The 22223-nt window shown below is 62.3% G+C and carries 23 protein-coding genes and 1 pseudogene; 18 read left to right on the forward strand and 6 right to left on the reverse strand.

Annotated features, from left to right (window positions below; genetic code table 11):
- Both AB4074_RS22605 and AB4074_RS22610 read right to left on the reverse strand, forming a co-directional pair.
- Nucleotides 1–305, reverse strand: a pseudogene (locus AB4074_RS22605) (hypothetical protein); the annotation flags it as partial.
- A gap of 93 nt (nt 306–398) precedes the next feature.
- Entirely contained in the window at nt 399–719 is a 321-nt protein-coding gene (locus tag AB4074_RS22610; RefSeq protein WP_441415394.1) for a hypothetical protein, read from the reverse strand.
- Nucleotides 720–896: 177 nt separating this feature from the next.
- Here AB4074_RS22610 and AB4074_RS22615 point away from each other — a divergent pair, with 177 nt between their 5' ends.
- From AB4074_RS22615 to AB4074_RS22625, 3 genes are all read left to right on the forward strand, one after another.
- On the forward strand, nt 897–1265 hold the full coding sequence (locus AB4074_RS22615) for a YciI family protein (RefSeq protein ID WP_441415395.1): 369 nt from the start codon (nt 897–899) through the stop codon (nt 1263–1265).
- Between the two features lie 2 nt (nt 1266–1267).
- On the forward strand, nt 1268–2491 hold the full coding sequence (locus AB4074_RS22620; protein ID WP_441415396.1) for an RNA polymerase sigma factor: 1224 nt from the start codon (nt 1268–1270) through the stop codon (nt 2489–2491).
- 189 nt (nt 2492–2680) lie between these two features.
- Nucleotides 2681–3184, forward strand: coding sequence for a mycothiol transferase (locus AB4074_RS22625; RefSeq protein WP_437772715.1), 504 nt, complete (start codon nt 2681–2683; stop codon nt 3182–3184).
- A gap of 9 nt (nt 3185–3193) precedes the next feature.
- On the opposite strand, the gene AB4074_RS22630 is transcribed toward AB4074_RS22625, so the two are convergent.
- Nucleotides 3194–4615, reverse strand: a complete 1422-nt coding sequence (locus AB4074_RS22630) for an MFS transporter (protein WP_441415397.1) — start codon at nt 4613–4615, stop codon at nt 3194–3196.
- Nucleotides 4616–4730: 115 nt separating this feature from the next.
- Here AB4074_RS22630 and AB4074_RS22635 point away from each other — a divergent pair, with 115 nt between their 5' ends.
- From AB4074_RS22635 to AB4074_RS22655, 5 genes are all read left to right on the forward strand, one after another.
- Nucleotides 4731–5279: a TetR/AcrR family transcriptional regulator gene (locus AB4074_RS22635; protein ID WP_441415398.1), complete on the forward strand. Its 549-nt coding sequence runs from the start codon at nt 4731–4733 to the stop codon at nt 5277–5279.
- Nucleotides 5280–6070: 791 nt separating this feature from the next.
- Nucleotides 6071–6985 (forward strand): hypothetical protein, encoded by a 915-nt coding sequence (locus AB4074_RS22640; protein WP_441415399.1) that lies wholly within the window; start codon nt 6071–6073, stop codon nt 6983–6985.
- Between the two features lie 200 nt (nt 6986–7185).
- Nucleotides 7186–7497 carry a hypothetical protein gene (locus AB4074_RS22645; protein WP_437772719.1) on the forward strand — a complete coding sequence of 104 codons (312 nt, stop codon included), beginning with the start codon at nt 7186–7188 and terminating at the stop codon, nt 7495–7497.
- An 83-nt stretch (nt 7498–7580) separates the two neighbouring features.
- Nucleotides 7581–8948: an MFS transporter gene (locus AB4074_RS22650; RefSeq protein ID WP_441415400.1), complete on the forward strand. Its 1368-nt coding sequence runs from the start codon at nt 7581–7583 to the stop codon at nt 8946–8948.
- 246 nt (nt 8949–9194) lie between these two features.
- The gene (locus AB4074_RS22655) at nt 9195–11804 is read left to right on the forward strand and encodes an AAA family ATPase (protein WP_441415401.1); all 2610 of its coding nucleotides are present in this window, start codon (nt 9195–9197) and stop codon (nt 11802–11804) included.
- Between the two features lie 202 nt (nt 11805–12006).
- On the opposite strand, the gene AB4074_RS22660 is transcribed toward AB4074_RS22655, so the two are convergent.
- On the reverse strand, nt 12007–12159 hold the full coding sequence (locus AB4074_RS22660) for a hypothetical protein (RefSeq protein WP_441415402.1): 153 nt from the start codon (nt 12157–12159) through the stop codon (nt 12007–12009).
- 96 nt (nt 12160–12255) lie between these two features.
- Between AB4074_RS22660 and AB4074_RS22665 the strand changes: the two genes are divergently transcribed.
- The 8 genes from AB4074_RS22665 to AB4074_RS22700 all read left to right on the forward strand — a co-directional run bounded on the left by AB4074_RS22665 (nt 12256) and on the right by AB4074_RS22700 (nt 18618).
- Nucleotides 12256–12537 (forward strand): hypothetical protein, encoded by a 282-nt coding sequence (locus AB4074_RS22665; protein ID WP_441415403.1) that lies wholly within the window; start codon nt 12256–12258, stop codon nt 12535–12537.
- Nucleotides 12538–12596: 59 nt separating this feature from the next.
- On the forward strand, nt 12597–13784 hold the full coding sequence (locus tag AB4074_RS22670) for a glycosyltransferase 87 family protein (protein WP_441415404.1): 1188 nt from the start codon (nt 12597–12599) through the stop codon (nt 13782–13784).
- A gap of 228 nt (nt 13785–14012) precedes the next feature.
- A complete protein-coding gene (locus AB4074_RS22675; protein ID WP_441415405.1) occupies nt 14013–14435 on the forward strand; it encodes a hypothetical protein in 423 nt (140 codons plus the stop codon).
- A gap of 12 nt (nt 14436–14447) precedes the next feature.
- On the forward strand, nt 14448–14984 hold the full coding sequence (locus AB4074_RS22680) for a hypothetical protein (protein ID WP_441415406.1): 537 nt from the start codon (nt 14448–14450) through the stop codon (nt 14982–14984).
- Nucleotides 14985–15229: 245 nt separating this feature from the next.
- On the forward strand, nt 15230–15835 hold the full coding sequence (locus tag AB4074_RS22685; protein WP_441415414.1) for a DUF1326 domain-containing protein: 606 nt from the start codon (nt 15230–15232) through the stop codon (nt 15833–15835).
- 41 nt (nt 15836–15876) lie between these two features.
- Nucleotides 15877–16662: a DUF2182 domain-containing protein gene (locus tag AB4074_RS22690; RefSeq protein ID WP_441415407.1), complete on the forward strand. Its 786-nt coding sequence runs from the start codon at nt 15877–15879 to the stop codon at nt 16660–16662.
- Nucleotides 16663–16706: 44 nt separating this feature from the next.
- Complete coding sequence (locus AB4074_RS22695) at nt 16707–17123, forward strand: ester cyclase (RefSeq protein WP_441415408.1); 417 nt, start codon at nt 16707–16709, stop codon at nt 17121–17123.
- Between the two features lie 85 nt (nt 17124–17208).
- Complete coding sequence (locus AB4074_RS22700; protein ID WP_441415409.1) at nt 17209–18618, forward strand: amino acid permease; 1410 nt, start codon at nt 17209–17211, stop codon at nt 18616–18618.
- A gap of 13 nt (nt 18619–18631) precedes the next feature.
- Here AB4074_RS22700 and AB4074_RS22705 read toward each other — a convergent pair whose 3' ends face one another.
- Complete coding sequence (locus AB4074_RS22705) at nt 18632–19966, reverse strand: DUF2254 domain-containing protein (RefSeq protein WP_441415410.1); 1335 nt, start codon at nt 19964–19966, stop codon at nt 18632–18634.
- 138 nt (nt 19967–20104) lie between these two features.
- Here AB4074_RS22705 and AB4074_RS22710 point away from each other — a divergent pair, with 138 nt between their 5' ends.
- A complete protein-coding gene (locus AB4074_RS22710; RefSeq protein WP_441415411.1) occupies nt 20105–20665 on the forward strand; it encodes a YceI family protein in 561 nt (186 codons plus the stop codon).
- 23 nt (nt 20666–20688) lie between these two features.
- On the opposite strand, the gene AB4074_RS22715 is transcribed toward AB4074_RS22710, so the two are convergent.
- Nucleotides 20689–21357 (reverse strand): response regulator, encoded by a 669-nt coding sequence (locus tag AB4074_RS22715; protein WP_441415412.1) that lies wholly within the window; start codon nt 21355–21357, stop codon nt 20689–20691.
- A 228-nt stretch (nt 21358–21585) separates the two neighbouring features.
- Between AB4074_RS22715 and AB4074_RS22720 the strand changes: the two genes are divergently transcribed.
- On the forward strand, nt 21586–22223 hold a 638-nt coding region (locus AB4074_RS22720; protein WP_441415413.1), incomplete at its 3' end, for an ABC transporter ATP-binding protein.

Below are 22223 nucleotides of genomic sequence, written 5' to 3' on the forward strand. Positions count from 1 at the left end.
GTCCGGGAGATCTCCTCGACCGTGCCGGCGAAATCAGCGGCTTCGGGGAAAGCGAACTGGCGGGCGTCGGCGAGAGCGGTTGAGCGCAGCGCATCCATCGCCGCCACCGCCTGATCAAGGTCAGGTGCGGGCGACAGCGCGGCCCGCGACGGCACGGTGGCCCGCGACGGCACGGTGGCCGGGTTTTGCTGCCCGGCATGCCAGGCAGGGACGGGCTTCAGGCGGCGGGACAGACGTCCCAGCGCCGCGATCCCGTTCTCGGGCGGGGCTGCCCGACGTGCCACGAGTTGACCGATGCCTTCCATGAATAAACCCTGTCACGGGGGTCTGACATTAAAGGCCCCCGCGCTGCCAATCGACGTCGCGAAAAGCGAAACAAGGAAAACAGGTCTCAAAAATCAGGTGTTGAGGTCCCAATGAACCCGGATCGCCTCAGCGACCGGGCCGGTGACGTCGATCTGGAAGGCAACGGGTGCGGTTCCCGTCTCTTCAATGACGGTGTCGTGGTAAACCCGGCCGCATGCCGGACACAAAGTGTAGAGGTCCTCATCGTCAGGCCACGGAGCCAGCCCAGCGGGGACCGGTTCGGTTGTTCCGCTGTACACCGGGACGCCTTGAGAGTTGGCCTGAATCAATCCCTCTTTGCTGACGGTGTTTCCGCACAGGCAAGTGATCGTGGTGACATCATGACCGATGACATCGGCGAATTCAGTGTCCATGATGATGAGCTCCCCGGCGTCGGAAGAGACGTTCTGCTTGTAGTTTATGCCTGCGGTTCGCCAGGTGAGACAGAAAGAATCTGTAGGGTGGTGTCGAAGTCTGGCTCTCCGTTACGTCTCTGTGGTGATCGTGTCTCTCCGGCACGATGAATGAGCGACTAATGAAACGAGGAAACCATGAAGTACCTCCTGATGATGCAGGTCGATCCTGATGTATTGGCGTCGCTGTCTGCCAGCCAGAGCGAGGAGATTGGGAAAGGCCACGGTGCCTTCATTGATGAGATCACGGCATCCGGCGAGTTCATTCTGACCCAGGCGCTCGGTGACCCTTCGAAAAGCAGCGTTGTTCGCAGCTCGGGCGGGGTACCGCAAATCCACGACGGCCCTTTCCTGGAAGCAAAGGAGTTTCTGGGTGGGTTCTACCTTGTCGATGTCGACTCAAAGGAGCGCGCACTTGAGCTGGCCAAGTTGATCCCCGACGCGAAGATCGACGGCCTGGCTATTGAGGTCCGGCCGATCATGTTCTCGAAGGCGGCCGATTTCTGAGCATGCCGCCAACCCCGGTGGAGGGCCTGCTGCGCGAGCTTGCGCCGCAGGTTCTCGGGCGGTTGATTCGCCGATATCGCCAATTCGACACCGCCGAGGACGCGGTACAGGACGCCCTGATCAAAGCCGTGACCATATGGCCGGAACAGGGCGTTCCCGCCAACCCCGCCGCTTGGTTGTACACGGTTGCCTCCAACCGACTTATCGACCTGATCCGGAGCGAGGCTGCGCGTCGGACCAGGGACGATGACTACGCCAGGGACGATCCCGCGGCAGTCGAAGGGGGCAACGAGGCGGCAGAAAGCGAAGACGACACTTTGGACCTGTTGTTCCTGTGTTGTCACGACGCGCTGACCCCTTCATCACAAATCGCGTTGACCCTGCGTGCGGTAGGTGGCCTGACCACCGCCGAGATAGCCAGTGCCTACCTGGTTCCGGAATCGACCATGGTTCAACGCATCAGCCGGGCGAAGCAAACCATCAAAGCGGCCGGCGCAGCGTTCGGACGGCTCTCTCCCACCCAGCGGCAGAAGCGTTCCGATGCAGTGAAGCGGGTTCTCTATTTGATGTTCAACGAGGGATACACCGCGACTGCCGGTAACGAATTGATACGGGTGGATCTCTCGGCCGAGGCGGTCCGGCTCACGCGGCAACTCGTGCGACTGCAGCCGGACGACGGCGAAAGCATCGGAATGCTCTGCCTGATGCTTCTGACGGACGCAAGACGACCCGCGCGAACCACGCCCGACGGCGACTTGGTCCCCCTTGATGAGCAGGATCGCTCGCTCTGGAACAGGCAGGCCATCACGGAGGCCACGGAGTTGCTGGTCCCGGCATTGAAGAGGTCTACGGCAGGCCCTTACTTGATTCAAGCGGCGATCGCGGCTATCCATGCCGATTCATCCTCGACGGCGACAACCGATTGGGAGGAGATCCTCCAGCTCTACAGCCTGCTCGATCACATGGTGTCCAATCCGATGGTGACACTGAACCGGGCCGTCGCACTGGCGATGGTCGACGGCCCCGAAGCGGCGCTCAGGCTGCTCGACCGTCTCGAGAAAGACCCGATCATGGCCGGTCACTATCGCCTGACCTCGGTGCGAGCCCATCTCCTGGAGTTGTCGGGAGATTTTCGGGGCGCCCGGGAGGCTTACAGGGCGGCGGCACTCGCGACGCTGAGCTCACCGGAACGCCGCTACTTGCAACGACGCGCGGACCGTCTCTGACCCGGTGCGCATCCGGATTTGAGATCCGGGCCTCGTCAACGTCTCCTCCGTGACTTATGCGGGCACGGACCTCCCGTGCTCGGTGCGTAAGCGGGCGCAGGTGCGTGTGCGAGTAACCGGAGGCGATAGCGAGCACTGGGAGACCATGGAAGCATGGAGCCCGTCGACAACGCTTAGTGAAGGGACGCGATGAAATCCAACGAACTGCTGCAGGATGCCTTTGGCCGGATCCGTGACACCGTGGCCGCCACCCTTGAAGGGCTCGACGACGGCTCTCTGGTCCGTCGGCCCGCCAGCACCGGAAACTCGATTGCGTGGTTGATCTGGCACCTCAGCCGGGTGGAGGACGTCCAAGTCGCCTCCGCCGCCGGCGTCGAACAGGTGTGGACTTCGCAGGACTATGCTGGCCGCTTCAAGCTGCCGCTGCCCGAACGCGACACCGGCTACGGCCACTCGAGCGATAAAGTCGATGCGGTTCAGGCCCCGCCGGAGCTGTTGCTCGAATACTACGACGCCGTCCACCGGCAGACGGTTGCGTTCCTGAAAACTCTCGGGGACGAGGACCTTGATCGCATCGTCGACACCCGCTGGGACCCGCCCGTCACTCTCGGCGTGCGGTTGGTCAGCACTATTGCCGATTGCCTTCAGCACGTGGGGCAGGCCGCCTATGCCAAGGGCTTAGGCGGCCTGTGAGCGCAGTCCTTATACGGCTTTCCGGGGTTTGAAGACCAACCCCAGGACGGCTGCCAGCGCGAGTGCGGAAAGGACGGTTGCCGACCAGAACCCGGCCCGTCCCCCGGTCAGGAAGTCGCCGGGAATGGCGAACGCCGCGTAGATCGAAGCCACAATGGCCAGGCCGACGGCGCCGCCCAGTTGCTGCATTGTCTGGAAGAGTCCCGACGCGGACCCTGCGTGCTCCGGTTCGACATTGCGCAGCGCGAGCGTCGTGAGCGGCATGAACGTCATGCCCGCCGAGATTCCAGTGCCCAGAAGTGCAAGCAAAACAAGGGCGAACGGGGTGTCCGTGTTCAGTTGCGTCAGCGGCAAGAAGGCGACGACGCGAAGGGCGGTGCCGAAGATGACCAGCCGGACGGCCCCGAAGCGCTCGAGTAGGCGCGGGACGATCCGCGACATCGCGAAGATGCTCAGCGGCATCGGCAGGAAGGCCAGCCCGGTCACCATTGGCGTGAGGTGCAGATCGTCTTCGAGGTACTGGACCATGAGGAAGAACATCGCAAGCATCCCGCCGTAGGTGGCCGCCATCGCTGCCAGCGCCGCCACTCGGCTCGGGCTGCGCAGCAGTTGCGGTCGCAGCAGCGGGTGGGCCACCCTCCGCTCGGTGACGGCGAGGACAGCGATCAACGCTGCCCCGACAACCAGGCCGCCGATCGTCCGCGGGCTGGACCACCCGACGTCGCCCGCTTGAATGAGGCCCCACACGATCGCGACGGCGCCGCCCGTCGCCGTCACCGCTCCGAGGATGTCGAAGCGCCCGGGCCTCCGGGGAGTTTCCGCGACGAGGCGCGGCACCGCAATGAGCACCACGACGCCGATCGGCACGTTGATGAAGAGGGTCCACCGCCAGCTGGTGGTGTCGGTGAGCAGTCCGCCGAGGATGAGCCCGAGCGCGCCACCCATGGAGGCAATGGCGGAGAACAGGGCGAGCGCCCGGTTCCGCGCGCCGTCGTCCTTTGCGCTGGTGGTGATCAGCGCGAGCACGCTCGGGGCGGCGAATGCGGCGCCGAGGCCCTGGAGTGCGCGTGCGATAACGAGGAGGAGGGGCGAAGTGGCCAGGCCGCCAAGCAGAGAGAAGAGCGTGAACGCTGCGACGCCCACCAGGAAGGTGCGACGACGGCCAACGACATCTCCGATCCGTCCACCGAGCAGCAGGAGGCCGCCGAAGGCGACGGCGTAGCCGTTCAGGACCCAGCTGAGCTCGGCCCGGTCGAAGTGGAGGTCGGTGGCGATATGGGGGAGCGCGACGTTCACGACGGTCGCGTCGAGGACAAGCATGAGTTGGGCCAGCATGACCAGCCAGAGGCCAATGCTGCCGGCGCGGCCGCGCGGATTTCCGCTTATACGGGTGATCCCGGCGGGTGCGCGAGTGGCGATTGTGGGTGTCATGGGAGGTGTCCTGTTCTAGCCGAAGGGGCTGACGTACACTAAGAGGAGAGTTACTCCGCTTAGAACTATACGGAGACACTCTCCGTTTTGCAATGGTGTATTGAAAGGTGTTTCTGTGCGCGCTGACGCTCAACGCAACCGCGATCGGATTGTGGAGGTTGCACGTGCGCTCTTCCGGGTCAAAGGCTACGAAGCCGTTTCGATGGACGAAGTCGCCAAGGCGGCCGAGGTGGGACCCGGTACGCTCTATCGGCACTTCCCGACCAAGGAGTCTCTGTACGACGCGGTCCTCGAAGCGTGGGCAGAGAAGGTTAACACCGCCGTCGACCACGCCCTTACCCTCGACGCCTCCGCGCGCGAGCGCCTGCTGACTTGGCTGACCGACTATGCGTCGATGCTGACAGAACACAAGGGCGCCGCCGCGCGGATTACCGCCGCACTGGGCGACCCGGGTTCACCATTTGCGGCAAAGTGCCAGACCTACCTGGGCGCCAACCAGCGCGTGATCGAAGCGTTGGACTCGGCCTTGCGCCCCGGCATCGATGCAATGCAGATCAGCCGGCTCGTCGGCGGCGTGGCTGCAGTGGTAGATAACAGCGAACTTCCGGCCGATGCAGCAGCATCGATGCTCGCGGTAGTCGCTGACGGACTTATCGCTTCCTGACGGGTTCAACCTGTGGGGCCGGGTTAGTACCTCTTTACCAACCCGGACCCACAGTCTCAACGCAAACTACTCCGCGCTAGCGCTGCGTCGTTCTGCGCGTTTCGAGCGGAACCGGCCGACAGCCCAGAAAGCAGTCCAGAGTAGCGCTACCAGCAGCAACGTTTCCAAGCCACTAGGCACGGCAAGCGGCGCAAGAATGGCAAGAATGTAGGGAAAGAAGAATACGAGAAATATCGTCCCTAACAAAGCAAAGATGACGGTACGTGCTATCAATTTGCATCTACCTCCGTTCGTCTGACTCCCTCGGTTCATATGCCCTTAGTGTGCGTAGCGGTGTTGTTTCCGTGCAACTGAAATTCAATCCAAGGCCGGCACGTGTTCGTGCATCCAAAATGGGTTGGACACTGTTCGAATGTTGCCGATTGATAGGTGCGCACCTAGGGTGGATTTTTGGCCTTAGGTGGCAGAACTTCTCGAATTGAGTGGCCTGGCGGTCAAATTGCGTGGTGTTTGGTGCCACATTAGGTGCTGGGCGGATGCGATCTGTGAGTGCCGATGCCCGCCGTCGTTCCCCCGCCACGCTGCCCGCCGTCGTGCGTCCTCCGGGTGCAACCCGGGCAACACTCGCAAATTCGTTAACCAAGTCCAGTAGAGATCACTCAAGGCTGCCCAGAAGCCCGTCCGTAGGATCCGTAGTGAGCCGAAGATGGCTCACTGCCATTGCTTTTGGGATGCAATGTGCGGCAGTACCAACCCCGGCAGGGCCCTGAACCATGCCAAGGACGCACATCATGAAAACTGCAAAACTCATGGCCGTCGCTTGCCTTTTGCTTGCTTGGACAGCCACACCATTATCCGCCGCAAATGCCGCACCGATGGATGCTTCGGGCATTGTCTTGGGCAGCGACATTTCCTGGCCCCAATGTGGTGGCGGACTTCCTGTGGGCCAGGCGTTTGGGATTGTCGGCGTGAACGACGGCCGTCCGGGCACCGCGAATCCCTGTTTCGCCGAGCAGCTGGGCTGGGCCAGCGGCTCGGCGGGCGGGACAAGCCAAGCGGCGGCTGCCTTGTACGTCAACACCGCCAATCCCGCGGAGTACGGCGGGTGGTGGCCGGCATCCGATGCGGACGTGGGCATGAGCCGGCCAAACCCGTATGGGAGCTGCGACGGGACGGCTTCGCCGGCGTGCGCCTACCTCTACGGTTACGCCATCGCGTTCGACGACGTTAATCATTACGGGGTACCCGACCCCGCCAAGCACATGTGGTGGCTGGACGTGGAGATCGGGAACGCGTGGTCCTGGGACACCGTGGCCAACGCCGCGGATATTGAAGGCATGGCCGTCTACCTGCAAAGCATTGGCGCGGAGGTTGGCATCTATTCAACCTCGTACCAGTTCGGAGTAATCGCCGGTCAGCTTCATCCCGACAGCAACCTGAACGGGCTCAAGAGCTGGCTTGCCGGAGCAACGTCTCCGGAGTCGGCAGCGGAACTCTGCTCGGCCCCGCCCCTGACGGCAGGCGGCGTGGTTGCACTCACCCAATTCACCACTGACTTCGATTACAACTACTCCTGCATTCCGCCGGCACCGCCACCACTCCCGCCACCTGCTCCGGTAGTGGCCCCGCCGAAGCCCCCGGTCCCGACGCTGACTACAGACGCCAGCGGTAAGCGGAAGCCGGTGCTGTCGATAGCGCAGAACTGACGGCACCCAGCCGAGGTTCCCAGGCTGGTCTAGCGCTGCTCCACTGCAAGATTTCCCCAAGATTGACCTAGTTTGCCCCGTCGGGAGCTGTAGCTAAGTAATTTCGATCCGGGGGACGAACGGCATGGCCGATAACTGAGGTTGACGGGCGACTCCCGAAATTGTTATTCGCAGCGACAAAGCAGTCGAAAGGTCTCAAAATGTCTCAGCCAAACTATAACCAGCCGTATCAGTACCCGAACTACCCGAACGTCCAGCAGAACAACTCCCTCGAGCACTTTCAGGGGAGCAAGTTCAAGGAAAAGTCGATAATCTTTGGGGTCATCGGTTTCTTTTTCCTGGGCATTGTTTTCGGGCCCCTGGCGATTGCCAATGCAAGGAAGGCCGAGGCCCTGCACCACTCGGCAACCCTGGGGAAGGTCCTTGGGTGGATCGACACCATCGCTTCGGTATTGGGCCTTTTGGCCTTCCTTCTCATTTTCCTTCCGGCGGCGTTCGGCGGGGGACACTAACGCGGCGGCCCTGACGGCACCCAGCCGAGGTTCGTGACGCGTCGTTTCGTGACCTCAGGCAACGATGGACCAGACTTAGGGACGTGACCAACAAACCCCGCCCCGGCCTAGCGATCGCTGCACTGAGTCTCGGGACGGCGCTGAATCCGTTGAACTCATCGATGATCGCGGTCGCGCTCGTGGTTCTGCGCCAGGACTTTGCGCTCGACGTCGCCACGGTCACCTGGGTGATCACGTCCTTCTACCTCGCCTCGGCCGCTGGCCAGCCGCTCATGGGCCGGCTCGCAGACCGCTTCGGTCCGCGGAGGTTGTTCACCTTCGGTATGGCGGTGGTCGCCATTTCCTGCCTTTTGGCGCCGTTCTCGCCGAACTTCGCATTGGTCTGCGTGGCTCGAGCTCTCATGGCGGTGGGGACCGCGACGGCGTACCCGTGCGCCGTCGTGATGGTCTCGACGCTTAGCCGGCAGGCGAACATCAGCTCCACCCGACCCCTGGGCCGGATCCAGATGGCGAACACCTCGGCCGCTGCGGTGGGGCCCGTCGTCGGCGGCCTTCTGGTGAGCTTGGTCGGCTGGCAGGCGCTGTTCGCGATCAACGTGCCGATCTCGCTTCTGGCCCTGATCGTGGTGCGGCAGGTGGCGCCGCCCGACGTCGGACGCGAAAGCGGCAAGCTCTCGGCCCTCCTGCGCGATTCCGACATTCCGGGCATCCTGGGGTTCATCGCATCACTGACGCTGGCGATGATGGCGCTGCTCAACGTGATGCCGGCCTACCGCTGGTGGTTCATCGCCGTCGCTGTGGTCCTGGCGGGATTGTTCGCATGGCGCGAGTTCCGGTTCAGTCCGCCGTTCCTGGACTTGCGGCTGCTCGGCCGGAACCGGCCGTTGCTGCTGTTGTACTTGGGTTTCGCAGTGTTCAGCGCGGTCTACTATTTTGCCTTCTTCGGCCTTCCGCAGTTGCTGCAGCAGGCTGGAAAGTACGACGCCGGCGTGGTCGGCCTGCTGATGCTGCCCCTGGCTGCCATGTCGGTTTTCATGACGCCGGTGACGGTGCGGTTCATTGAGCGGTTCGGCGTGCGGTCCGTGATGATCGCCGGCGTCGTGCTTTTGGCCCTGGCTTCCGGCGCGCTCGGGGCGCTGACGTTGTCCTTCTGGCCGCCGCTGGTGCTCATACTCACGGCGTTGATGGGTGTTCCGTATGGCGTGGTCAGCACGGCGTCCAACCAAGGTTTGTATGTGTCCGCGCGGCCTGAGGACAGGGGAGTGGCCGCCGGGATTTTTCAGACGTGCAGATACCTCGGGGCCATCACGGCGACAGTTCTCATTGGTGTGCTGTACGGGCCCGGGGTCAACCAGACGAACTGGGGGCTCATGGTGTTGGTGATGCTGGGGCTGAGCGCTGTGGTGTTCGTGTTGGCCCTGGCTTGGCGGAAGCCGGGGATGGTGGCTTAGGTCCCATCGCGCGGCTCCGAAACCCCGCTGCGGGTCGACAAACCCCTATACCTACTCCGACGCACCTCGACTACTCATTTTCAGTGCGATGCCCACTCAATTTCAGTGCAATGCACACTCAGTGATCATTTTCGCCCGTAGCGTTGGATAGATTGTCAGGCTAGGGCTCTGGGGCGCTCTCCTCAGATTTGGAAGGCCACTAGGCTCACATTTCAAAGCTGGGGTGCCTGCGTTAGGAGTTGGGAAGTGTTCGAAGAGGAAGTCCGACGGGCACTCGACTACGTGGCTCGCGGTATCAGTGTTCGGATTGTCGGCGGCCCCGGAAGCGGAAAATCAACGGTCCTGCAGTCGATCGATGCCGGCCTCGAAAAGGCCGGGTTTACGGTCTACAGCATCTCGGGTTCGCGGCTCCTGAATGAGACCCCGTTCGCAGGGATTGGCGCACTCGGACTGGAAGGGCGCGGACAAGAGAATGGGCCGCTAGGAGTCGCGAACGTGCTCGCCGAACAGTTGGCGCAGCGAGGCCCCCGGGCAATAGTTGTTGATGATATCGATGATCTCGACAAGGAATCAGCGGCAGTCATTGACATTGTTCAGAGGCGGACCGAACGGCCGCTGGTGGTGACGATGGACGATGCCCCACTGGACTCAGGGGCCTCCGTATTCACGCCTGCCCGATGGCCGGAGGCAACGATTCGACTCAGTCCTCTTCACTACGATCAAGTCAATAAACTCCTGGCCCACACGCTCGGGTCGCCGCCGGACGTGGATTTGACCACCGCCGTTCTCATGAAATCTGGAGGCAACCCGCGACTGGTGGTCAGGATCGCCCAAAGCGCGGAGCTGAGCAAGCAGCTGGTCCTCCATGACGGACAGTGGAGCATGGGTGGGCACACACTCTGGAACGAATATCTCCAGAGCACCGTCCAGGAACTCCTTCACGGACTAAGCGCCGATGAGCGGACGGCTTTGCACACCCTGTCCGTGGTGGGAGCCCGGCCGATAGGGTCCCTCATGCAAATAGTTGAGGCAGATATCCTGGACAGGCTCGAAATGCGGGGGCTGGTTGCGCTCACCGAAGACAGCGGTGGAGCCATATGGGTAAGCGTCAGTCCCCACATTGTTGTCGACCATTTCCGTGACCCTCAGGTGCGATCCTCCCTCAGGGTGCTGGCGGATCGGACGAGCCGGAAGATCGATTCCCATGACCGGCCCATAAAGAGTTCCTCGCCTGAGCTTCTGGCCGAACTGATCAGAGACCTGCGGAGTGAAGCCCGCGGCGGCACAGCTGCGACGCAGCACTTCCAAGAACAGCTCCGGGAACTGGAGGAATCACAATTCAGCGTCTGGGAGTCCGAAAAGACCATGTCCAACGCAGCAGCGTTCCTCAAGTTCTACTGGGGCGGTCCGATCGATCCCTCACGCATCGAACAAGTCTTCAGCGAAACTGAGGCGGTAGGAGCTGACTCTGGCGATCACTTCTTCTTCGCCATGACCCGGGCGCTGTGGGCCATCGTCAGCGGCGGGGACGCATCTGCCGCGACGGGCATCCTCCAGGCGATCGGCCAAGCTCACCCCGATTGGAAGGCAGAAGCCCAAGCGTTCGCGCTCTACCTCGAGGCGTCCTTTGACCGAATGCCTGTGAACCTCGACGAAATTCTGGACAGGCTCCGCAGCCGCCACCCCGAGAGCGGCGTTCTGCCAGTCATCCGGGGCATTTTGGAGCTCTACCGCTTCGACGCCCAGGCTGCCCTCCGGGCCCTTGATTCAGCAGACGGCTTCGGCCTTGCCGCAGGCATGGAACCCTTCGTCCGCGGACTCGCGCTCCATATTGCCGGCCACGGCGAAGAAGCAGTGATCTTCTCCCTCAGTCAACGTGCCGCGGCGCGGCGCCGCCTTGATCAGTTCGGCTTCGTCGCGAGCAGCTACGTTGCGGTACTGGCCATGACACAACAAGGGCTCAGCAAGGAAGCTGACTGTGTAATGACTGGCGTCTTCGCGCTCGGCTGGCCCGGCTTCCTCGTGAGCTTTCTCCACGACGCGATGCTCAGAATCGCCGGCCTTCGCGCACTGGCCGGCCACGGCCAGAATGCCGCCTCCTTCGGGATACAGGCACGCAAAAACGTCGCGGACATCGGCCCCCTGCCTGGAACCGGGAAAGCAGTCTATGAGCTCGTTACCCGGAAATACGCCGATCCAGCCGACTTTGACGAAAAGGCTGCGGACCTTCTGGAACAACAACTGGACCGCGGTTACATCACCGAAGCCGTGTATGCCTCATTGTTCATGTTGTCCCTCTATCCCGGGCACAAGATCCTGGAGACCACGCAACGGCTACTGCAGGAAAACGGCGTGAGCACCCATGCCCAGTTCCTCGCCATCGCCGGTGCCATTCGTGACCGCGACCACCAACTGCTAAAAATCTTGTTGGACCAATACGAAGCCGACTCCGACCTTCCCGCAATCACGAGGCTCCTGAAAGGCGTGGCGAAGGGTCACCTCCTCAAACGCCACCGGGGGTTGGCCAAGACCTTTCGTCAGATCATCTCAACTTTCGAAAACCGCTTCCCGCCAGAAGGGGTAGAACTGACCCTCGACACGGGAGGGCATTCCCAGGGTCTGACTCCTCGGGAGAGGGAAATCGCCATCCTGGCGGGCAGCCAACGCACCCCGAAATCGCTGCCCTCCTGGGGATCAGCCCCCGGACCGTGGAAAACCACATCTCCAGAGCCCTTGCCAAGACCGGAACCACCACGCGCCAGTCCCTTTATGAGCACGCTCGAAACTCCCAAACAAACGGCGGGTGACTGGACGCCCGGCTGCAGATGCTCGGACGTAATTCAGCTGGGAGCATGAGTGCACTCCCTATCTGCCAATGTCAAGTGTTTTGCTCCTATTGAGTGGTGCATACTCGAAATTGAGTATGCGCAAACCTCAAATTGAGTGGTGCCAAAGTCGGAATTGAGTAGTTTCGAAGCCTGCACGAATGCATCAATTAATTTTGGTTTTACCTTAAGATTAAAGTCTTCCGACCTGTTATTAAAATGTCTTGACTATTTTATCTGGTCTGCATACTTTCGTTGTGAAGCATCTGCGTCGTCGGGGCGTCGTCAAACGCGGCCGTCTGCGTCGCGATGGGCTTCTTCGGCCCCATGGCCGCATTGGGATGCTCGGCAGCGATGGCGATCGCCGGGTCCGTTATTGATTTCAACAGGGGATGCTGATGAACACCGGGACTGATTCATCCGTACGGAATTACTGGTTCGCACTTTCAGCCTTGTTCGGGGTAACTGTCAGCGTAGTGTCGATGACAGACCCGCCTTGGTCTTTGATCATGGTCGCGGCCTTCATGCTCTTTGCTGTCCTGCAAGCCATTCACTACCGCCAACTGGGCCGCGAAATCCAGGGGAAACTGGCTACTGCCAATCCTGGAGCTGGAGTCGTCGCTGCGGTTTTCGGGGGCGCCGCGGTTCTCATCCACGGTACGCCCGTTGCTTTCCGGGCCGGGCCCGGTCTTGGCCTGGTGACGTTCGTAGGCATATACCTGTTCCTTCGCCGGTACGGGCGCTTCCACAAGGGCGCTATTTAGAATTAGCCGACACCTTGAGCAGCGCTGTTCGGATGTGGCCAGTGATGACAATTGTCCCGGTGCTCGGGATCGTCTTTGCCAGCCTGTATCAGCTCAATATCGGCGTCTACCCTCCGGTGGACTTCTTGGTTTATCGGTACGCTTCCGTAGCGTCTTGGCTCGGGGAAGACATTTATGCCCGCAACATTTTTGGGGAACTTCTGCCGTCCGCGGGTCTGCCTTTCGTCTACACGCCGTTCGCAGCTGCGCTCCTGTCTGTCACGAGCCTTTTTGCTGCCCAGATGTCCTTCGTGCTGTGGACCACGGGCTGCCTAGCAACGTTGGCGTTCATCATTGGTGCTTGCCTGCCGCAGTCTTTGCCTAGGCGCCGGACGATATGGCTCGCGCTTCTTTTGCTGGGCTGTTGTACCACCGTCATCGCCCAGCACTTGGTGTGGGGTCAGATCAACTTGTTCCTCGCCGGACTCTGTCTCGCGGATTTCGTTCGTCACACCAATGGAAGGTGGTCCCGGTTCGTTCCGAAAGGGGTGTTGATCGGGATCGCTGCCGGTATCAAGCTGACCCCGGCCATCTTCATTCCATATCTCTTGATGACAAGACAATGGCAAATGGCGGTCTCCGCCATTGTCGGATTTGCCGGGACGGTCATTATTGGCGGGATCATGTTTCCCGCCATGTCATTCACTTATTGGTTCTCAAACCTTTGGCAGCTCAGCTCAAAGGTTGATCTCGGTACCCAGTTCGCCAGCGCAGGCAACAACTCCATACAGGGGGCGGCCGGAGCGATAGGGCATTGGGCGGTCTCGCCCTCCAAGGTCATCGTTATCGTTGTGGCCATTCTCGGCTTGTTGGCTGCTGCGGCGGTCTTCCGTGCGGGACAAACGCTGGCGGCGGTTCTGACCGTCGGAATGACTGCCAATCTTGTCTCACCTGTGAGTTGGGTGCATCACTGGGTATATCTAATACCGGCCTTTATCGTGCTTTGGTTCCTGGGACGGACGCGCACCCGGATCTTCGTAGCCACCGCCGCGCTCGTTCTGCTGATCCATGGAACGGATCTGGGTGAGCACATGCTGCGGAACGGCACGATCATGCTCGCACCCCTGGGCATACTTCTTCGTGAGTCGTTGCTGCTTATTTCAATCGCAACTATAGGGACGTTCTTCGCGCTAAGGAGACGCACCTCGCCACTCGCGGCAGCAGTACTCTCCCAACTCCGATTGGAAGGACGCCCGGCCAGAACCTAGAAATTCCGCTCTCCCTCAATACCGGGGCCGGGCAATTCCGCTGAGAGGTCAGTACATCCTATGGATAGAAATAGCGCACCAAGCAGACGCCAGTTGTTACTTCCTGTCCGAGACGGAAGCTTGGTCGAAGCGCGCGGTCGCCTGTTCACGGGAGCCGACGGACATGCTCATGTACGGCCGAGAATGCACCCTGATGAACCGCGTATCGGTCTGCACGAGCAAGCTCAAATGGACACAACAACAGTCAGAATCAGGGTCACGGGCCTTGAAACTGGTGAATCGGTGCTTGGCAACCTAGAGGGTTCCTGGCATACCATCCGCGGCGTTCTAAGCGGGATGAGGGTCGAAGTGCCTGCGCAATGGCTCGACTCGTGGGAGGAAGCGGACCCAAGATACGCAGAGTCGAAGCCTGATGCGCCGTCGGAGTGGTTCCTTAGTCCGGACCGCCAGGCGTTGCTGGAAGGAATCTTTGCCAGCTTTGATGAGCACAAGGACTTCTATCCTCTTATTTCATTGGGACTTAACGGCACTTACGAAGGTACCTTCCGCGCCAGCCTGTACATGCTGGCGGTCAATGAAAGTTTCGCATCGTGGGCAGAGAATTACAGTCCCGGTGATCTCCTTGTTCGATCGTTCGTGAGGGCCCTGTAGGTGGGGGTCGTTGTGCGTTTGAGAAGTACTGCCGGCGCCCTGCTGATGCTGATCTCCGGAGCCGCGTTGACTGCCTGCGACGGAGGCGTCCAACATTATGCCGGCCCGGTAAGAGTTACCGATCCGGTCCGGATTACCGAAGCGGCACCGCAAGACGGGGCGCTGTCGTCAGCGGCAAGCCTCATCACCAAAGAGTTGAGCGGCGACCCCAAGTTCGGGTCAGTCGCCCTTGAGCAGGGGAAGCTCGTCATCATGTGGCACGGCCCGGAGAACCACCGCATCGCACTCTTGCGCGACCAACTCCCCGGGGTTGACATCTCGATCCGTTCAGCAGCGTGCGTCCCGGGAACTGTCATGGACCGGGCGGGAACCCTTTTGACAGAAGATGCAAGAGTCCGGGTCGTAGGGATGGACAATGATGGATCCCATGTGGTGGTTACGGTTTCAGAGGGCGCAGACAGCAGTGCCTTGGCTGCCGCCTACGAAGCGCGGCTCGGCTGCCCGGTCCGCCTCGAAACCGGGTCAGTGGTCCCGGCCACGGGGAACTGACCCGGTGTATCGTCGATGACTTACCGCCCCTGACCTGCGGCTTTATTGAACAGCCAGTCGCCCTGAAGTGCTTCTTCGAGAGGCCCACCCTTTGGTTTAGCAGAGCTTGTTGACACCCCCATTTTGCGGGAATACTCTCGGCCTTACGAGGTTCGTGGTCTCGTCTTGCATGGTTTCGGCGCTGCCTCTGGGGGAGCTCCGCTAGTCGAATGAACTAGCGAGGGGAGTCCTCAATGTCTTGGGAAATGTCCGGAAAATATGTTGCCAATTGCAGTTGCGCTTTGATCTGTCCGTGTCCGGTGGACGGCAGGCCCAACAGTGCCAACGGCGAGTGCCGCGGCGTGGCAGTGTTCCATGTTGCGAACGGGAAGCTCGATGACACCGACCTTTCGGGTGTCGACTTCGCCTTCGTCAATTTCTTCCCGTCGAACCTGACCGCGGGCGGCTGGAAGATCGGCGTCGTCGTTGACGAAGGCGCTTCGGACGGGCAGGCGACCGCCCTTGAAAGCATCCTGCACGGCGAGGTCGGCGGACCGTTTGGGGACCTAGCGGCCCTGTACGGCGAATGGCTGGGCGTTCAGAGGGCCAGCGTCACGTTCTCGGATGGAGATAGCCCGTCCGCCTCGGTGGGAGACAGTGTGAACTACACACTGGAAACACTGCCCGGACCGGGTGGCGGCGTCACCACCGTCAAGAACGCGATGTACGCGTTCGCTGCCGACTACATGATCGGAAAGGCGCCGGGGCACTCGGATCTCTTCGGCCTGGACTTCGACGGGATCTACGGCGAGAGCGGGGAATTCGTCTACGCAAGCGAAATGGCTGAAGGCGCCCCCAAGGGCCGGGTATGACGGCCGGGAACCTGCCTCGCAGAAAGTCAATTCGGGGAGCTGTGGCGGGCGCTACCCCGCGCGCCACAGCCTTCAACTTGGATCCACGCGAGGCCGGTCTGGTTGCTGTATTGCTGATCCTCGCGGCCGTGAGCTGGATCGTTTCTGCCGTGCAAACGTCCGGGATGGACATGGGGCGTTGGACAGATCCGGGGCCGCTCGGCTTCTTCATCACCACCTGGGTGGTGATGCTCGCGGCGATGATGTTTCCGTCGGTGGCGCCCATGGTGGTTGCTTACGCCAGGATCACCCACCACCGTCGGGAGACGGGACGGTATGCCCCGGCAGGTTCCACGGCTGTATTCGTGGCCGGCTACCTGATCTCTTGGACGATCTTCGGCCTCGCCGCGTACGCGCTCTACGCGATGGTCGCGTCCCTCATCCCCGGATTGTTTTCCTCCGATCCGGGCGGTCGCTACTTGGCAGCCGGAGTGATATTTGTAGCGGCCGTCTACCAGCTCACCCCGGCGAAGAACGTCTCCTTGATGAAATGCCGGACGCCGATGGACTTCATCCTGCGCCGCATCCGCTATGGACGCCTTGGCGCGCTGCGCCTCGGACTCGAGCACGGCGCGTGGTGCGTTGCCTGCTGCTGGGCGCTGATGGTGGCACTCTTCGCGCTCGGCGTGATGAGCGTCGGCTGGATGGCTGTGGTGGGGGCGTTCATTGCCTTGGAGAAGATGCTTCCGTGGAAGCGGATCGCCAACCGATTGGTCGCCGTCGCGCTGGCCCTGATCGCGGTGGCCATCGCCGTTGCGCCGGGGATGGTGCCCGGCGTCGGGATGTAAGTGCGGGGGAAATGGGACGGTCTCATTCATAAAAGGAACCGGAAATGACTGATGGTACTGGACTGATCGGGCGTTTTTACAAAGAAATCATCGAGGGTGGAAATCTCGATCTGATTGATGAGCTGGCGACGGACAACCTGGTGGACCACGAAGAGGCTCTCCCCGGGCAACCGCCTGGGAAGGAAGGCGTCCGGTTCTTCGTCTCCGCCATCCGGACGGCATTCCCGGACATCAAGGTCAAGACGATAGAGCCGTGGCTGACTGACGGACACTTGGAGGCGTGCCACGTGGTGATGACGGGTACGCACCGCGGTGACATGGCGGGCGTTCCGGCATCAGGCAATAGCGTCGAATTCGGCGGGACCGACATCATCCGCGTCGAGGACGGCAAGGTTGCTGAGCACTGGGGATCCACTGACACCCTCAGCCTCATGCAGCAGATCGGCGCGATTCCGCAATAGCGTCTCCCGCCCGCGCTCCTAGCTGCGGGCGGGAGGCATTCGGAGGTGAGCCGGGAAGTCTGGTCGGCAGCTCGATAAGGCTGTCATGGAACCGGAGATCCCCGTGAAGATTCCGAGCGGAACGTCCCCCGGAGGTGGACCGGGAAGAGGTCTGCGTTCCCGTACCGCACTGCTATTGGCGTTTGCCTTCGCGGTCATGGCCGACCCTGTCTCCTCCGTCGCGTACGCCATCGAAGCGGCTCTGCGCGCCCTGAACGGCGATTTGGCCTTGCTGGTCCCGGCGATGATCTTGGTGGTGGCCATCGTCGCCTTGGTCATCGTGAACTACCGACAACTCGTCGCGCGCTACCCGAGAGGCGGTGGGGCGCCGGCCGCGGTGGGTGAGGCCTTCGGAGATGGCTGGTCCTTCATCCCCATTGGTGCGCTGGTGGTGGATTTCCTGCTCACTATCGCGATCAGCGTCTCGGCGGGGTCCTCGGCGGTGATCGCCTATTTTCCCGCCCTTGCTCCCCGGCGTTTACTGCTCGGGCTGGGCTTGGTGGTCCTTGTCGGCGCCGCGACCTGGTTCGGTCACCTTGGCAGGTTGGTCTTCGCGGCGATGACAATGGCCTTTATCGTCGTTTCCGTTGTCGTCCTTCTCTACGGCTTGGGCGCAGCACCTAAACCGGTCAGCGCGATCGCCAGCGTTTCCGGCCATCCACCGGTCCTTGCCGTGGTGCTTGCGTTCCCGGTCGCCATGGCCATGGCCACCGGTGTGGAAGCGGCGACCTCGGCGGTTGCCCAGCTCGGGCAGCTCGACAGTGACGGGAAGCGACGTTTCGGGCAGCTCACTCTCTGGCTGACTCTCGCCATCGTCGGCACCATCACGCTGGGCCTCGCCTTGGAGGCCGCGCAGCTGCACGTCGGCATTCCGCCGAAAGACAGCACGCAGATCGCCGAACTTGCCCGCCTCGCTGCTCCGGCGCCCGTGTTCGCCGCCTTCCAGCTCGTCACTGCCCTGCTGCTGCTCTCAGCGGCTTCCTCGGGTTTCCAGGCGGGACCGGGCCTGCTCAAAGCCTTGGCGCGCCACATCAACCCCCACGGTGAGACCGTCGGCGTCCTTCCGCTCTCCCTGGGCCACACCAACCACCACCACACTCCCTATTGGGGCGTGGCGGTGTTCATCGTCCTGGCCGGTGCCGTGACAGCCATCGCCGGCGGCAACGACCAGGAGCTTGTCCTGTTCTACGCCGTCGCAGTCCTCCTCAGCTTCCTCGGCGGCCTGGTCTCCATGGCGCTCTTGGCCCGCAAGGAACGCCAGCCGGGAGTCCTCATCCTCAGCACTGTCGGGGCCCTCGCTGTGGCCTTCACCCTCGTTGCCAATCTCTCCCGCGGCTTCCCCATCGTCAGCCTAGCCGCCGCCCTCGCCATCGCAGGCCTCCTCTACCGGCTCTGGACCAAAGCAGGACGCCCCCGCGGCATCCGCAATGTAGCCGCGGAAGCAGAAATCGATTGACGCCCGCACCGAGCTAGCTGCCGGCGTCGCTCCCGCCGTCGGCGTCGTCGAAGGCTTCGAGCAGCGCCGCGCCCTCCGCGAGGAGGGGTTCGCGATCGGCCGGCTGGGCCACGAGCCGGGTCACGTCGCTCATGAGGGTCTCGATGTATTGCCGCACGACGGCGTGGTGGGCCGCGTCGCCGAACCACACGAGATCACGGCACACGCGCAACAGGGCCTTGACGACGCGAGGCTCGTTCGCGCCGTACCGCCGCACCTGTCCGAGGGCCAGATCCACGAGATAGGCGAAATCGCGGGCCGGTACGTGCAGCCTTATGGTGCCTTGCGCGTCCGCCACCGCCCGCGGCCCGTGCTGCCGGAGCGAGAGGGCGGCAAGGATCGAGGCGAGATGGTCCACCGCCTGGTTCGCAGTGTAGGGGTCGTTGATCGCAGGCGAGAGCGCTTTGGACGCGACGTCGGCGAGTTGCCGGATCCCGAAGGCGACGTCCTGCTCAAGGGTCCGTTCGTAACCGATCCGCACGCTCTGGGCGAGCGCCCGGCGCAGTTCAGTACCGCCGTCGGGCGCGAGAGGACGCACGCGCTCGCCGGTGGTCTCCCATACCCAGGCGAGCGGGGAACCCGCGACGACGTGTCGGCCGATCATGGGCACCATCCGGGCAGTGAGGTCCCGGCTCGCGAGCACCCCGACGAACGCCTCGACATGGAAGGCTTGGACATATCCCGACTGCGGCACCAGCAAAGCGGTGGCGCCGGGCGGCGGGTTTGGCATGCGGATTCCGGGATCACCGGGGACGAAGGACCGCTCGATCACCTTAAGGGTGGCCTTCTCGACGCCCTTCATGACTTGGTCCACCTGGATCGAGTGGGACAGATGGTGGGCGAAGAAAACGAGCATGACCATGCTCACGAACAAGAGCAGGAGTGCCCCGCTCACGGCGAGGCGCGGGTAGTCCTGGGTGCGCTGTCCGGCGGCGATGCCGACCGTGTAGAGGCCCGCCGTGCTGTAGGCGAACGTGGCGACGAAAGCGCTGAGGGTTACCTGGTTGGGGATATCGCGCAGGAAGTTCCGCAGCAGCCGTGGGCTGAACTGCGTCGACGCGAGCTGCAGTGCCACGACGGTGAGGCCGAGCACGACGGCGATTACCGTCACCATGGTGCTCGCGATCCCGATGAGCAGGTTCCGCGCGTCGTCGGATGTCCCTTGGAAGAGGAGGACGGCGAAAGGTGACGTAGCGTCGAGCTGTACCGCGGAGAGGCCGGCGCCCGCGATGATCGCGACGACGACGGCGCAGGTCGGCATCGCCCACAGGGCACTCGCCAGATACTCCCGAACGGCATCACGCCTCACATGTGACACTCTCTGCCGACGGTCCTCGCCAGTCAAGTCCCTGTGGGCCGCGCCGGAAACCTTGACTTCAAGTTCGGGCTCCACAAGGGTGGAAGGGATCGATCCAAGCGAATTCTTTCGAAACAGGAGATCCAAATAATGACTCTTCCCACAGGTTTGACTTCAGGCACCTGGTTGCTGGACATGTCCCACAGCGAGATCGGCTTCAGCGTCCGGCACGCCGGCATCAGCAAGGTCCGCGGCCGCTTCACGGATGCGAGTGCCGAGGCCCGCGTGCGCGAGTCCCTGGCTGACGCGTCCCTTCACGCAACCGTCAAGACCGCGAGCTTCGACTCCGGCGATGCCAACCGTGACGGCCACGTCCGCGGCGCCGACTTCTTCGACGTCGAGAAGTTCCCGGAGATGACCTTCCGGGCCACGAGCGTAGAGGGCGACGGCGAGGACTACACTCTCACGGGCGACCTCACCATCCGGGGGATCACCAAGCCGGTGGAGCTGGAAGTGGAGTTCACCGGAGTCGCGGTTGATCCTTTCGGCGCGACCCGCGCCGGGTTCTCCGCTGAAACCGAGATCAGCCGAAAGGACTTCGGACTGACGTGGAACGCAGCTTTGGAGACCGGCGGTTTCCTGGTGAGCGACAAGGTGAAGATCAACCTCGAGGCTGCCCTCGTCAAGCAGGGCGAACCGGCAGCCGAGTAGTCAAGAGGTAGCCGGCCGTCCGCTCAACTCACGGTGTAAGAGTTGAGCGGGCGGCCGGTGGTGCCGTACGTGAGATCCAGGACGAGAAGGCCTTTTTTCTCCAGGACGCTGAGGTAACGCTGCGCCGTCGGGCGGCTGACGCCGAGCTGCCCGGCGATTTCAGCGGCGCTGATGGGACCCCCGGCAGCGCGGACGGCGTCGAACGCTTTCTGCATGGTGGGCTGCAGGCGCGGCGCGGGGGCCGCGGGCCTGACCCCGGCCGAGCGCGCGTTGTAAAGGTTGTCAATGGTTACCTGGTCGGCAGTCGAAGCGGAATCCAGCTCCTGCCGCCAGTTCCGGTACGCCTCCAACTGTGTGCGGAGCCGGTCAAAGCTGAAGGGCTTGACCATGTAGTAGACCGCGCCGCTGGTCATCGCTGATTTGACGGTGGCCAGGTCCTGGGCCGCGGTGATCACGATGCAATCGACGTCGGTTCCGGTCGCCTGCAGGGACCGCAGCATCGAGATCCCGTCCTCGTCCGGAAGGTGTACATCCAGCAAGAGCAAGTCCGGGTTGAGGCGCTCGATTGCCTCCCGCGCGGCCGCGGCGCTGTAGACCTGACCGACGCATTCGAAACCGTCAACCCTGGCCACGCGGGCAGCGTGGATTCCGGCGACCCGGAAATCGTCGTCGACCACCAATGTCCTAATCAACGTCTGCTCTCCTGTCCTTGTCCGCAACGGTGCGTTCATTTTCCCGGTAGTTGAAGCGACGGCAGAAAACGCACAAAACGTGCACTTTTGCGGCTAAGGCGCACAACTTACTGAAGACTTCTGGCCCGGATGATCCCTTCCTAAGCTTTACATAGTTTCAGTGATCCACATCACGAATTCGTCGGACTCCCAAGGAAGGGATCCGTAAGACAGAGAGGTCTTAGCGTTATGAATGCTATCCACCCCAACCGGCCGCCCGGGGCCCCCGAGAGGGCTGAGGACGCCGCGGGCATCGACATCGTCGGGTTGACCAAGCGTTACCTCACTCCCAAGAACGAGACATTCACCGCCATCCGCGATGTGACGCTGAGGGTCGAACCCGGCCAGTTCTGCGCGATCGTCGGACCGACGGGCTGCGGCAAGTCGACCACCCTCGCTCAGGTTTCCGGCCTGGAACGGCCAAGCGCCGGCTCGGTGAAAGTCCACGACCAGCTCGTTGACGGCATCACCAACGGCGTCAGCTACATGTTCCAAGCGGACGCGCTGTTCCCGTGGAAGACCGTTCTCGGAAACGTCCTGATCGGCCCGGTCCTGCTCGGAACCCCCAAGAAGGAAGCCACCTTGCTCGCAAGGGACTGGCTGCGCCGCGTAGGCCTGGCAGGCTTCGAGGACCGCTATCCTCACCAGTTGTCCGGTGGCATGCGCAAGCGCGTCGCCATGGCGGCGGCGCTGATCAACAACCCGCGGATCCTCTTGATGGATGAGCCGTTCGGCGCCCTCGACGTGCAGACCAAGGCCATCATGCAGAACGAGCTGCTGCAGCTCTGGGAGGAACTGCGCCCCTCTGTCCTGTTCATCACGCACGA

This window comes from Arthrobacter sp. 2MCAF14, from assembly GCF_052115645.1.
Taxonomy (GTDB): Bacteria; Actinomycetota; Actinomycetes; order Actinomycetales; family Micrococcaceae; genus Arthrobacter.